Here is a 12,444-nt window from a genome sequence, read left to right as displayed (position 1 = left end):
TACAACTATTTTTCTGTTTTTATAAGTTCATACCCTGTAACTTTAAAACTCACAAGCAGTGCATCTTGCAAATTTCTGATTATCTGTATTCCGCTAAACTGAATATCTGTTTTTACCATCTTCTCTGCCAACTCTGCTTTAATACCGCATATAATAGGTTCAATACCCATCAGTTTAAGTATATTTCCCAATCTGTTTATATATCCGGCAACTGCTGTATCAATTGCATCAACATTGTATAAATCTAATATTACGCATACAATTTTGTCTGATTCACTGATTTTGGTTATTTTTTTTGAGACATCTTCTATACGAGCTGAATCCAACAGTCCAAATAAGCTTACATAAATACACTCATCTGTTAATTTGTTTGCAACCATAGAAGTTTCAAGTCCGATTTGCTTCTTGCTTAGTGCCATTTTTTTATCCATTTTTTTCTCCTAAATTATTTTTTCATTTGGTTCATAAAAATAAAAACCTTGATAATCATCCACCTGAAAAGATTTTAATATTTCAAAAATCTTTTTAGAGTGTACAAATTCAGCAATTACTTTTATATTGAGTTTATGAGAAAACTCCACTATCGCTTCTACAAGAATAAAAGATTTTTCATTTTTGTCAATATCTTTTATAAGCGAACCATCTATTTTAATATAGTCTGGTGCTATGTTTAAAATATTTTCAAAATTTGAAAATCCGCTGCCAAAATCATCAATGGCAAATTTTACACCATATTTCCTAAAACGATTAATAAATATTTTTATATCATCAAAATTTTCCATACTCTGACTCTCAGTAATCTCCATAACAACCAATGAACCGACATCAGGATTCTTTCGAATATAGTCCTCAATCTCATCGATAAAAAGTTTGTTTTTAATATCATTGACTGTAAAATTAATGCCAATAGGTGTTTGTATCTCTTTTATCTTTTTCAGACTCGTAAATATTACATACGAAGAGAGTTGCGGGTAGAGTCCTGTTTTTATTGCAATATCCAAAAAAAAGTAAGGAGAGATCAGCGTGCCATCCTCATCACGAAGTCGCATGAGTGCTTCATATTTGACTACTTTTTCTTCCTGATTGACGATACCTTGGTAAACTGTAACAATATCATTATTCTCAATTGCATTTTTAATCTTGTCTTTCCAGATAAGAATATCCTGTTTTGCAGATCGGTTATCAATAGTATTGGAATACATCATATACTGTTTTTTATGTTTTTTAGCATACTCCAATGCAATTGTTGCATATTCGTACGAATTATATTGTGAAGTTGATATACCTACAGTAACTTCTATGGAAATTATGTCCTGCTCAGTTACAACCCGAAAAGATGCAAACTCTCTGAAGAAGTCTTGTAGAAAAATTTCATATTTTTCAAAGTCAATATATTCACAGTCATCCAAAACAACAAACTCATCTGCAGAAATTCTATAGGTTTTATAGTTTTTACCTGCAGTAAAATGTTGTAAAAAATGAGCAAACTCTTGTAATACAAAAGAACCTGTCTCTGCGCCATAAATTTCATTAATAGATTTAAATCCATTGATATCTATAATAAAAATAATTGGTACCGTAATTTTTTTTAAATCTTCAAACAAAGCATAGCGGTTGCACAAACCGGTTAAATCATCAAAATATAGCTTATGCCTCAACTCCTGCGTTTGTTTTTTAATTTCTCTTTCAAGGTGTTCTTGATAATTTTTAGCAAGTGTCTCCAGGTGAATCTTTTCCAATGCTTTTTTTAAAACTGTAAGAAACTGTTGATAGATAAGCGGTTTTATAATAAATCCGTCAATCCCAAGCTGAATCGCTCGTAAAATATATTCTGCATCATTATAGGCAGATAAAATGAAGATTGGAATTTTTGTATCTTGTTGGCGAATTTGTTCTATCATATCAAGACCATTCATTACAGGCATATTTATATCTGTGATAATTATATGAAATTTTTCATTTTTAAATTTTTCTATTCCCTCCTGACCGTTTGTAACGACTGTAATATGGGTAAAGATATTTTTCAACATCTCAAATGTGCTTGTTCGCGCATCTAAATCATCTTCGACAAAAAGCAAGTGAAGTTCTTTGGCGTAATTTTTCAACTCCTGCAGTGGCACTATTTTACTCCTCTATCATTAAATCAAGTAAATTAAAAAGCTCATTACTTGCATTTTCCATAACAGTAAAGTTTTTGATAATCTCTTCTGTGTTTTCAGGGAAAAGAGCTGTTTTACTCTCGGCAAACTTCATGTTTTTTATGGCAGAGTCATGAACTGCTTTGTGGTGGGCATCAAGTTTGTTATACACTTTTGTTTTGCCAAACTGCTTTTTACCGTCATTAAGATACCATTTTCCAAAACGGCATGAAAGATGATCTGCTAACGGTTCCGAAATATTCTGACTTAAGAGTGTCGAATATGCTTTTGATTTAAAGACTATATGATCAATTTTTGCAACGGATACAAGGAAAATATTGTTAATATGATTTGCATTATCGGCAGTTTCTTTTGCTGATTTGTTAAAACTTTTCAGTGTCGTATATAAACTCTCCAGATATTTTTGAGACTCTTTTGCTAATTCATACATTGTCTCAGACTCTTCCGATATTTCATTGGTTTCTTGTTTTAGAGTTGAAATAGTCATAGATATCTCTGTCGTAGCTTTTTGTGTTCTTTCTGCCAGTTTTCTTACTTCATCGGCAACAACGGCAAAACCTCTGCCGTGTTCACCGGCACGTGCGGCTTCTATCGCAGCATTGAGCGCAAGCAGGTTTGTCTGTTCTGCTATATCTTGAATCAATTCAACAATGGTAGAAATTTCTAATGACTGTTGATTGAGGGCATCAATCCCTTTTACTGTTTCAGTTATGCTTTCATCAAGTTTTTCAAAATTCTTTTGAACAGATTCTATCGATTGGATACTGTCCTGCGATGCTTTGCTGGTATCTTTTGATGTTTGTAAAATTGTCTTGGATATCTCATTACCAAACTCTATATCTTTTTTCACCTGTAAAACACCGCCAACACTGCCGCCTCCGATTTCATTAAATTTTTTCGAAAGATTTCCCTGTGTTTTTAACTGTATTCCTGACTTAATACCCTCTAATGATTTATTAATCGGCTCAACTGAACGGGCAAATATACCTTTAAATCCATCTTGAAACATCACTATACTGTTATCACCATTAGTTGCAAGTTTTATAGCAGTTTCACTGTCACGCATGAATGCCTCAACCTGGTCTAATAAATTATTGTAATTCCATGCCATATTATAGTATTTAGAATCTTCCGGAATATTGGTAACTCTTTTTTCAAGGTTGCCGTTTGCCGCGTCTGCCATGACACTGTTTATCTGATCCAGTAGTGCTTCATCACTTTTTCTTTTTTTATTTTTGAAGATTGAGAATAAATTCATCGTAGTTTTTCCCTTCTTGTTGTAATTGTTTTTCCAATATTTTCAATGAAGCACTTATGCCGCCACTCGCTTCAGCTTGACGTAACTCTCTATAGAGTTTTTCAATTATATGTACACCTCTTGCAGAGGGAGCTCTTCTAACCGAATAGTAGCCTACAATATTTCCATGGACATCTAAAGATGCAGTAACATTTGCAAAAACCCAATAATAATCTCCGTTCTTTGTAAGGTTTTTCACATAAGCATTGATATACTTTTTGACTTGAATACGATCCCACAAAAGTTTAAAAATGACACGCGGCATATCGGGATGTCGCAAAATATTATGTGGAGCATTGAGTAACTCTTTTTCTGAATAACCCGATATTGAGATAAAATATAAATTACCATAAGTAATCCGCCCCTTCGTATCTGTTTTTGAGACAATAAGCTCATCTTGCTTCATTTGTATTTCCATAAAATATCCTAGTAAAATTCTATTAGAAAAATTATATTATTTAGAAGTGTCAAGAAAGTGTCAAAAACTAGATACTCAGAGAATAACCTAAATCTTTGTGTGTTTGTATTGAGGATGAAGGGATTTTTTTTCTAAGGCGCTTAATAAAGCTTTTTATAGAATCTTCCGAAAACTCTTTCGTGTCTTCAAAAAGATAAAGGTGTAGATCAATAGCAGAAAAAACAGTATTAGGATAGCTTAAAAACAGATCTAAAAGTTTAGTTTCATTGGCACTCAATATAATCTCTTTCCCTTCCAAAAAAAGTTTTTTCAACTCTCTATTCCATAAAAATCCATCTTGAAAGGGGAGAATTGTTTCATATTCCTCTTTATAAAAAAGAGATACAGTCGTTAAAATATTCAACAGTTCTTGACGCTTAATAGGTTTTTGCAAAAACCCTATAACAGCTCCAGTATTAATAAGTTCAATAAAATAGCTTGTTTCATTATAAGCAGATATAACGATAAATTTTTGTTCTATATTTATAGATAATATTTCTTTTGTAAGTTCTATGCCGTTTAAGTGTGGCATCAAAATATCTGTAATTACAAGATCGATATTCGCAAGATTGTTCTTATATGCCGCTAAAGCTTCCCTCCCGTCAGATGCAGTATATACATGAGAGAAAAAATTTTTCAATAAAGCAGTTGTACTTTTTCTCATCTCCAGGTCATCTTCCGCATATAAAACAGTAAGTTTTTTTGTTGTAGATAATAATTCTGTATTTGTCACCTGTTCGCCTGATTTAATTAGTTACAATTTATTATATTTTTATTCTATATAGTGAATATTCAAAAATGTAATTGTTCGATACAATTATGCGAATATTATTTGATATGTCAGCCAAACTTCATACTTATGCATAAATATTTTCAGCTGTTGTTTCAAGTTGTAACAGCAGTATTGGGGTTTAAGATAGTAGAAATTGAGAAGGAAGTGTATTCATAGTGCGGGAAGAGGAGATAACGACGCAATTGCGCCGCTATTTGAATTTCGTGCCGATTAATTACTGAAAAAGTGAAATAAGCACACCAGCTGCTACTGCTGAACCGATAACTCCTGCCACATTCGGACCCATTGCATGCATTAAAAGCATGTTTGTACGGTCATATTCCATACCGACCTTATTTGACACACGTGCCGCCATCGGAACGGCAGAAACACCTGCTGAACCGATTAACGGATTGATTTTGTGCCCAGGGAAAAGGTTCATAAACTTCGCCATCAATACACCTGCTGCAGTTCCTACAGAAAATGCAATAATTCCTAAAACCATAATAAACAAAGTTTCAGGTACAAGGAACTGATCAGCTGCAAGCTTCGAACCGACACCAAGTCCCAAGAAAATAGTTGTAATATTGATAAGGGCATTTTGTAATGTATCATTCAAACGTTCAACAACACCTGATTCTTTTAAGAAATTACCGAACATAAATGCACCGATAAGCGGTGTAGATTCCGGTAAAACCAAAATTGCCAGCATCAAAACAAGGATCGGGAAAACAAGTTTTTCCAAACGGGAAACATGACGAAGTGTCGTCATCTTGATCTTTCTCTCTTTTTCGCTTGTCAGTGCTTTCATAATAGGAGGCTGAATAATAGGCACCATCGCCATATAACTGTATGATGCAACCGCAATAGCTCCCAAAAGTTCCGGTGCAAGTTTCGTTGCGATAAAGATGGATGTAGGACCATCCGCCCCGCCGATAATCGAAATTGCAGAAGCCTGCTGCAGGGTAAAATCAACAAAGCCGTAATGTGCAAGCGCAACAGCACCCACAAGTGTTCCAAAAATACCAAACTGAGCCGCTCCGCCAAGCAGTGCTGTTTTAGGGTTTGACAACAGTGGACCAAAATCAGTCATTGCCCCGACACCCATAAAAATGATAATAGGAAAAAGCTCATTTGAAAGTCCCATATTGTAAATTACACCAAGGAAACCATGCTCTCCTGCAATACCGGCTATAGGAATGTTCGCTAGCAGTCCGCCAAAGGCAATTGGCAAGAGTAACAATGGTTCAAACCCTTTTGCAATTCCAAGATAAAAAAGCAAAAAGACGATAAGAATCATAATCACACGGCCCAGACCTTTATGAAAATCACTCATTTTTTGCCCTGTTGCACTCATCTCATCATCTCTTGGACTTACAAGAGCGACAATTCCTGTTGATTTAAGAAAATTTACTATCATTTCACCCATTGGTTTTGGATGATAGTTTTCTTCTTTATGTGTTGATTGTGCTTCTTGAGCAACTGTTGCATGCTCTGATGCCATTGCATTTGAAAATGCAAAGAGCATTATAAGAGCTAAAAACTTAAGTACAATTTTTTTCATTCGCTTATCCTAATACTGCTACGACTTGACCTTCTACAACTTTATCGTTTGTAGCTACATTAATAGACTTAATAACACCACCTCGAGGCGCCACAACATCTATTTCCATTTTCATAGATTCTAAAATCATGATTACGTCACCTTCGTTAACACTTTGACCCGGATTTGCGACAATTTTCCAAACATTACCCGGAAGAAGTGCTTTGATTTCTACATCATTTCCTGACACAGCAGGTGCTGCCGAAGTTGTTGATGGAGCAGTGCTCTCACCATTTACTGCTGTTACCTGAATATCTGCATCACCCTCTGCTACTTGAACACTAAACTTTTGACCATCTACTACTACTGTATAATTTCCGCTACCCATTGAACTTCCTTCACAATCTTTTTCTGTTTCTTTTTTCATTTCTGATATTTTACGAACGTTTAACTCACCTTCACCTTTAAGGAAAGTGATTCCTTTTTCCTGACATGCAGCCGCTATAAAAATATTTTCTTCTGTTATTTCTATACCTTCTTCTTTGAGTCTGTTAATCCAGTTCTCTAAAGATTTTGCAGGATCTGCATCTGCCAAATCAAGTGCTTTTTTTGTTGTCGGCTCAAGTTTTAACTGCTCTGAAGCAATTTTAACAATTTCCGGATCCGGTTCAACCGGAGTTTTTCCGAAGTATCCTAAAACCATTTTTCCGTAACCAGGGGCAATGGCTTTCCATGGTCCCTGCATTACATTGTTAAGCGCCTGTTGGAAATAAAACTGAGAAACCGGCGTTACCGATGTACCGTAACCGCCTTTTTCTACTACTTCCTGCATTGCCGCGATAACATCCGGGAATTTATCCATGATGCCGTTGTCGCGCATCATTTGCGTATTTGCAGTCAAAGCACCGCCAGGCATTGGTGAAAATGGAATAATCGGAGAAACCATTGTCGCTTCAGGAGGCATAAAATAATCACTCAGACATGACTGTAACTCTTTCTCATAAGTAAGAATTTTACCAAGTTCAAGTCCGCCAAGGTCATAATTCATTCCCTTTGTTGCATGAAGCATTGTCAAAATATCAGGCTGAGATGTTCCACCGCTTACAGGAGAAGCTGCCATATCTATACCGTCAACACCCGCCTCAAGCGCAGCCATATAAGCAGCTACAGAAACACCGGCAGTCTCATGTGTATGCAGACGTATGTGTGTATCTTCTCCTAAAAGTTTTCTTGCCATTGTAATGGTCTCAAAAACTTTTTGAGGATTTGATGTCCCGCTTGCATCTTTAAAACAGATACTGTCAAACGGAAGACCGCTGTCCAGAATATCACGAAGTGTTTTTTCATAAAACTCGACATTATGAGCACCGTGACATCCCGGTGGTAAGTCCATCATAGTGACAACCGCTTCATGTTTCAAGCCGTGATGTTTGATTCTCTCAGCAGAATACTTCAGGTTTTCCACATCATTGAGTGCATCAAAGTTACGGATTGTCGTTGTTCCGTGTTTTTTAAACATTTTTGCATGCAGGTCTATCAGTTCTTTTGAACCGGTATCCAGCATTACAGTATTTACTCCGCGGGCAAGTGTCTGCAAATTTGCATCCGGACCTACAATTTTACGGAACTTGTCCATCATTTCAAATGCATCTTCTCTCAAATAAAAGTATAATGATTGAAATCTTGCTCCCCCACCAAATTCAAAGTGGTTAATACCTGCCATTTTTGCGGCTTCTACTGCCGGAAAAAAATCTTCCATCAATACACGTCCGCCAAATACTGACTGGAAACCATCCCTGAAAGTTGTATCCATTACATCTATAAATTTCTTAGCCATTATAATCCTTAACCTTGTTTATGGTGTGCAATTGCAGCTGTTATTGCTGCAATTATCTTTTTGTTGTCTTGTTGTTGCTGTGTTGCATTCCCAGAAACAGTCTCTTCAGCTGCCTGTGGTTCAGGAAAAAATTTATGTATTATCAATGACATCAGATTGACTGAAAGAATCATTATAATTAGAAATACGAACACTGTTCCCATTCCTAAAAACATAAATTTAACTCCCTCCATAATGAGGTTTGCTTCCATAAAATTACCCTTTATTCATAATTTGTGGGCTTAGTATAGTATAAAGATGTTTAAATAAAGTTGTTGAAAAAACTTTATTTTTAAATTACTGCACAATTGTTACTTTTTGGTGACTTAATTTCATCACTTAAACTAAACACTAATTGTTTTTAGCTAAAATGTTTTTGACAGATAAAATATTAGGATGTTTTTCAGATGATAGCAGGTATGTACGAACAGAACTTCATGGCTTATATAATTTTTGGTCTTATCTTGAATTTTGTATTTTCAATTATGTTTGGAATATATTTAAGTAACAATATCGGCATGAAAGAGATGATAGAATCCAAAGGAGACAAAGAACAGCCATTGCTCATACGCTTAAGTCTTTTTATTCCTTATGCAAAAATGCTTGTTACTCTTTACAGAGTTACAATTTTACAGCTCTTTTTTCTCAACAAAGGATATACACACAAAGAGTTTTGGATTTATATGACGAATGAGCAAAAAGAAAACTCCTAAAGGAACAATATGAAAGATTTTAAGCTTAAACTTGTCCTTACTGCTTTAAGCGCAATTGTTTTCTCATTTATATTTATACTTTTGGCATTTGCCTTGCCCATACACAAAAAAGAAGAAAAAATATCCATCAAGCCAAAAGGGAAACTTGAACAGATTTCTCATTCCTTAAAAAACAGATAACTGTCTTGGAGACGCTCTTTATTTATAAAGAACTTTTCACTTCAATAAGCTTGAGTGTATCATAAGCACACTTTGGACTCAGTTTGATGGCGCAAACCTTTAAAGCCTCCAGACAGGCAAGCAAATAGTCCAGGTTGTCTTTTTTCATTAATTCATAAAGAAGTATTTCTGCATCTTTTATGCGTAAATTTCTTGCAACGCCAAGATTTTTATGTGCCAATTCTCTCAATGGGGTGTAATCCAAATTGTCATGATTGTCCTGTGAATCCTGAAGTGCAGCCAAATAACTCTCAAACTGCACAATTGCCTTGATTACCTGAGCAACATAATCATCAACCAGTTGAGAAACCAACTCTGTGTCTAATCCTAATTCGTGTACGGCAATCGAAATATCATACCGGTAACCGTCAATTTTCAAATCACGCAATACCCCTGTTCCCAGTAAAGTGCATACCCGTTTGGCTTCATGCAGCAGTTGATCAACAGATTGTCTGTCCGATGGTTTTAAAAAGAATTTTAATTTTTTTAACATAATCATAAGATATCATATAATTTGTGTGAAACAGATAAAAAAGAAAAATAAAAGAAGAGAGTTTGGAGGAGTGCTACGATTGCACTCATCCAAAAAAGTTATAATGCTTTTGCTATAATTCTGTTGAGTCTCATTGCAAAATCTGCAGTATCATCAAGTTCTCTGCCATCAAAGAGTTTTGCCTGATCAAACAATACATGCGCTGCATCTTCAATCAGATTCTGATCACTCGAATCTTTTAATTTTGCAATCAATTCATGTTTAGGATTGATTTGTAAAATAGGTGCCGGCTCAGGCACTTCACCGCCCTGACCCATCTGTTTCATCATCTGTGCCATCATGTAAGAAGGGTCTTCTTTGTCTGTTTTTAAAGCAACAGGAGATTCTGTCAACTCCGTTGTCACTTCAACTTCTTTTATAGCTTCACCCAGTGTCTCTTTAAACTCTTTTGCAAGGCCTTCAAACTCTTTTTCAAGTTCTTCTTTTGCTTTTTTCTCTTCTTCACTCTCTTCAAATTTCGCATCTGATGCAGGAATAAGTTTATACTCTTTATATTCTGTCACCATCGGGAAAATGATAGTATCTACCTCTTCATTTAAGAGAAGCACATCGATACCGCGTGCCTTGAATTTTTCGAGCACAGGAGAGTGTTTGAGCATGTCAACAGAGCCTTTGTTCGCAAGATAATAAATCTCTTTTTTGTCTTCATCGACATTTTTCACAAACTCTTCGATAGTCGTCATTTCATCAGAATTCAACGTATGGAATTTGAGTAATTCTAAAATCTTTTCTCTGTTGGCAAAATCATTGTAAAGTCCTTCTTTAAGTACATTTCCAAACTCTTTATAGAATGTGTCATATTTTTCAGGCTCTTTTTTCATCATTTTAGCAAGTTCGGAAAGCACTTTTTTCACCGAAGCGTTTTTGATTTTTGCCATCACCGGATTGGACTGTAAAATTTCACGACTTACATTTAACGGTAAATCTTTTGAATCAATCACACCGCGTAAGAAACGTAGGTATGTAGGCATTAACTCTTTGTCATCATCTGTAATAAAGACACGGTTAATATAGAGTTTGATACCAGGCTGATAATCAACTCTGTAAATATCCATCGGTGCCTTGCTTGGGATATAAAAGAGTGTCGTGTACTCTATAGCACCCTCTGCTTTATGATGCATCCATTTTAACGGTTCTTCGTTTGAGTGTGCAAGTGTTTCATAAAAAGCTTTATAGTCTTCATCTTTTAATTCACTTTTGGCAATCGTCCAGAGTGCATTTGCAGAGTTAATTTGTACATTTTCTATTTCAGTGCGTGCAGGCTCTGTCTCTTTGCCCTCATCATCGGTAACAGCCGGAATATGCTTCTCTTTGTCCATAAAAATCGGGAACGGAATATGGTTGGAGTATTTTTTTACAACAGCCTCTATGCGATACTCTTCCAAAAACTCCTCTTCACCCTCTTTTAAATGAAGAATAATTTCTGTTCCGTGTCCCTCTTTTGTTGCTGCTTCTACTTCAAATTCACCATTTCCGGTACTCGTCCATTTGTAAGCCTGCTCTTCCCCTGCTTTTTTCGTGATGACCTCAACGCTGTCAGCCACCATAAATGCAGCATAAAAACCGACACCAAACTGACCAATCAGGTTAGAGTCTACTTTTTGATCCCCTGTCAGATTCTCCAAGAATGCTTTTGTTCCTGATTTTGCAATTGTTCCGAGATTATTCAAAAGATCTACTTCGTTCATACCGATTCCGGTATCTGAAACAGTCAAAGTCTTTTTCTCTTTGTCTCTTTTGATATCTATTCTCGGATCAAACTTTATGCCTTTGTATGCTTCATTTGTTAAAACGAGCATATTCAGTTTGTCGAGTGCATCCGATGCATTGGAAATAAGTTCACGAAGGAAAATCTCCTTGTTGGAATAAAGTGAATGAATCATAAGTTGTAAAATCTGATTTGCTTCTGTTTGAAATTGATGTTTAGCCATAATAGTAATCCTTTTTTAAAATTTGACAGTATTTTACCAAAAAAAGTTAATAGTTGCAAGTTTTATCAATATTCTTTAGTCATTTTAACTCAAGTTTATAATATTTTTATTTTGCTATAATAACTTTATGAAAAATGATTATATAGATTTAATAGAACCTACTCCTGTTCTAAAGACAAAAAAATGTCAAATCATCGCTTTTTTACTAAAATTTTTATTGCAGTTTACTCCTGTGTTTACTGCTCTTATCGTCTGGTACATGTATGATTATTTTATAGCAGGCGCTACTTTGTTGATTACATTTATAGTTGTTGGCATTGTAAGAGCTAAAATGAGAAACAGTGTCATCCCTCTTTCTCAAAGAGAATATCACTATAATGATGAAGGGATAGCAAAATGGTTTACGGCAAAAGAATTATGCCCGAAAGAGAAAGATTAAGTACCTATTAAAGCATTGCGCGAATCATAATTGCATAATGCAGAACAAAAAGATTTAAAAAAAATATGAGCAGGGAAGTTCCGCGTGACAAAATGTTTTGTATTTTCGTTCGCTCTTTCCCGTTTGTGCGAAATGCAATAAAAAAATGAACTATTGTTGCCACGATTATAACAGCTACAATTATGAGTTTTTTGCGTAACTCCTGGACTATAATATTATCATCATGGGTCAGAAGCATATGGTACAAACCATTATCTACAATCATCACAGTACCGGTCAACAGTAAAACAACAATGGAAACCAATTCAAAGTAACCGAAAATAGGCCCTATTACCGGATAAACCTGTTGTTGTTTTTCTTTATCAAGCAGTGTAACACCCAAAATAAACATAAATATGGAACCGCCTATCCAGGCAATGGCAGCAATAAGATGAATATGTATAAATAAACCCAAATAAAATCCTTTAAATGAGTCCGTATAATAT

General features: G+C 35.2%; 14 protein-coding genes. 3 read left to right on the top strand and 11 right to left on the bottom strand.

The features are described from left to right. Window positions 1-5: 5 nt before the first annotated feature. The 8 genes from MLC35_RS04670 to MLC35_RS04635 all read right to left on the bottom strand — a co-directional run bounded on the left by MLC35_RS04670 (window position 6) and on the right by MLC35_RS04635 (window position 8,316). Window positions 6-431 (bottom strand): STAS domain-containing protein, encoded by a 426-nt coding sequence (locus MLC35_RS04670; RefSeq protein WP_151900611.1) that lies wholly within the window; start codon window positions 429-431, stop codon window positions 6-8. Window positions 432-440: 9 nt separating this feature from the next. Beyond that, window positions 441-2,105, bottom strand: a complete 1,665-nt coding sequence (locus tag MLC35_RS04665; RefSeq protein WP_434638050.1) for an EAL domain-containing response regulator — start codon at window positions 2,103-2,105, stop codon at window positions 441-443. Window positions 2,106-2,124: 19 nt separating this feature from the next. Then, the gene (locus tag MLC35_RS04660) at window positions 2,125-3,417 is read right to left on the bottom strand and encodes a methyl-accepting chemotaxis protein (protein WP_151900613.1); all 1,293 of its coding nucleotides are present in this window, start codon (window positions 3,415-3,417) and stop codon (window positions 2,125-2,127) included. Further along, window positions 3,389-3,874: a PAS domain-containing protein gene (locus tag MLC35_RS04655; RefSeq protein WP_151900614.1), complete on the bottom strand. Its 486-nt coding sequence runs from the start codon at window positions 3,872-3,874 to the stop codon at window positions 3,389-3,391. The genes MLC35_RS04660 and MLC35_RS04655 overlap by 29 nt, the downstream gene beginning before the upstream one ends. A gap of 67 nt (window positions 3,875-3,941) precedes the next feature. Next, complete coding sequence (locus tag MLC35_RS04650) at window positions 3,942-4,646, bottom strand: response regulator transcription factor (protein WP_151900615.1); 705 nt, start codon at window positions 4,644-4,646, stop codon at window positions 3,942-3,944. A 274-nt stretch (window positions 4,647-4,920) separates the two neighbouring features. Then, a complete protein-coding gene (locus tag MLC35_RS04645; RefSeq protein WP_346388601.1) occupies window positions 4,921-6,249 on the bottom strand; it encodes a sodium ion-translocating decarboxylase subunit beta in 1,329 nt (442 codons plus the stop codon). Window positions 6,250-6,253: 4 nt separating this feature from the next. Further along, complete coding sequence (locus MLC35_RS04640; protein ID WP_151900617.1) at window positions 6,254-8,065, bottom strand: biotin/lipoyl-containing protein; 1,812 nt, start codon at window positions 8,063-8,065, stop codon at window positions 6,254-6,256. A gap of 8 nt (window positions 8,066-8,073) precedes the next feature. Next, complete coding sequence (locus MLC35_RS04635) at window positions 8,074-8,316, bottom strand: OadG family protein (RefSeq protein ID WP_151900618.1); 243 nt, start codon at window positions 8,314-8,316, stop codon at window positions 8,074-8,076. Between the two features lie 195 nt (window positions 8,317-8,511). Between MLC35_RS04635 and MLC35_RS04630 the strand changes: the two genes are divergently transcribed. Both MLC35_RS04630 and MLC35_RS04625 read left to right on the top strand, forming a co-directional pair. Beyond that, window positions 8,512-8,817 carry a hypothetical protein gene (locus tag MLC35_RS04630; protein WP_151900619.1) on the top strand — a complete coding sequence of 102 codons (306 nt, stop codon included), beginning with the start codon at window positions 8,512-8,514 and terminating at the stop codon, window positions 8,815-8,817. Window positions 8,818-8,826: 9 nt separating this feature from the next. Next, on the top strand, window positions 8,827-8,997 hold the full coding sequence (locus MLC35_RS04625; RefSeq protein ID WP_188109962.1) for a hypothetical protein: 171 nt from the start codon (window positions 8,827-8,829) through the stop codon (window positions 8,995-8,997). Window positions 8,998-9,019: 22 nt separating this feature from the next. On the opposite strand, the gene MLC35_RS04620 is transcribed toward MLC35_RS04625, so the two are convergent. Further along, complete coding sequence (locus MLC35_RS04620) at window positions 9,020-9,529, bottom strand: hypothetical protein (protein ID WP_230973239.1); 510 nt, start codon at window positions 9,527-9,529, stop codon at window positions 9,020-9,022. 98 nt (window positions 9,530-9,627) lie between these two features. Further along, the gene (gene htpG, locus MLC35_RS04615; protein ID WP_434638046.1) at window positions 9,628-11,520 is read right to left on the bottom strand and encodes a molecular chaperone HtpG; all 1,893 of its coding nucleotides are present in this window, start codon (window positions 11,518-11,520) and stop codon (window positions 9,628-9,630) included. A 127-nt stretch (window positions 11,521-11,647) separates the two neighbouring features. Here htpG and MLC35_RS04610 point away from each other — a divergent pair, with 127 nt between their 5' ends. Continuing rightward, window positions 11,648-11,959, top strand: coding sequence for a hypothetical protein (locus MLC35_RS04610; protein ID WP_151900622.1), 312 nt, complete (start codon window positions 11,648-11,650; stop codon window positions 11,957-11,959). 7 nt (window positions 11,960-11,966) lie between these two features. Here MLC35_RS04610 and MLC35_RS04605 read toward each other — a convergent pair whose 3' ends face one another. Further along, a complete protein-coding gene (locus tag MLC35_RS04605) occupies window positions 11,967-12,413 on the bottom strand; it encodes a hypothetical protein (protein WP_151900623.1) in 447 nt (148 codons plus the stop codon). Window positions 12,414-12,444 lie beyond the last annotated feature (31 nt).

Origin of the sequence: Sulfurimonas sp. NW7 (assembly GCF_051132265.1) — a bacterium.
In the GTDB taxonomy this organism is placed as follows: domain Bacteria; phylum Campylobacterota; class Campylobacteria; order Campylobacterales; family Sulfurimonadaceae; genus Sulfurimonas; species Sulfurimonas hydrogeniphila.
This window is presented reverse-complemented; position numbering and strand designations above follow the sequence as displayed.

What these genes read in the sequence shown, in the direction of transcription:
- MLC35_RS04670 (WP_151900611.1), bottom strand. Translation starts at nt 431, where the DNA reads ATGGATAAAAAAATGGCACTAAGCAAGAAGCAAATCGGACTTGAAACT.
- MLC35_RS04660 (WP_151900613.1), bottom strand. Translation starts at nt 3,417, where the DNA reads ATGAATTTATTCTCAATCTTCAAAAATAAAAAAAGAAAAAGTGATGAA.
- MLC35_RS04655 (WP_151900614.1), bottom strand. Translation starts at nt 3,874, where the DNA reads ATGGAAATACAAATGAAGCAAGATGAGCTTATTGTCTCAAAAACAGAT.
- MLC35_RS04645 (WP_346388601.1), bottom strand. Translation starts at nt 6,249, where the DNA reads ATGAAAAAAATTGTACTTAAGTTTTTAGCTCTTATAATGCTCTTTGCA.
- MLC35_RS04640 (WP_151900617.1), bottom strand. Translation starts at nt 8,065, where the DNA reads ATGGCTAAGAAATTTATAGATGTAATGGATACAACTTTCAGGGATGGT.
- MLC35_RS04635 (WP_151900618.1), bottom strand. Translation starts at nt 8,316, where the DNA reads ATGGAAGCAAACCTCATTATGGAGGGAGTTAAATTTATGTTTTTAGGA.
- MLC35_RS04630 (WP_151900619.1), top strand. Translation starts at nt 8,512, where the DNA reads ATGATAGCAGGTATGTACGAACAGAACTTCATGGCTTATATAATTTTT.
- MLC35_RS04625 (WP_188109962.1), top strand. Translation starts at nt 8,827, where the DNA reads ATGAAAGATTTTAAGCTTAAACTTGTCCTTACTGCTTTAAGCGCAATT.
- MLC35_RS04620 (WP_230973239.1), bottom strand. Translation starts at nt 9,529, where the DNA reads ATGTTAAAAAAATTAAAATTCTTTTTAAAACCATCGGACAGACAATCT.
- htpG (WP_434638046.1), bottom strand. Translation starts at nt 11,520, where the DNA reads ATGGCTAAACATCAATTTCAAACAGAAGCAAATCAGATTTTACAACTT.
- MLC35_RS04610 (WP_151900622.1), top strand. Translation starts at nt 11,648, where the DNA reads ATGAAAAATGATTATATAGATTTAATAGAACCTACTCCTGTTCTAAAG.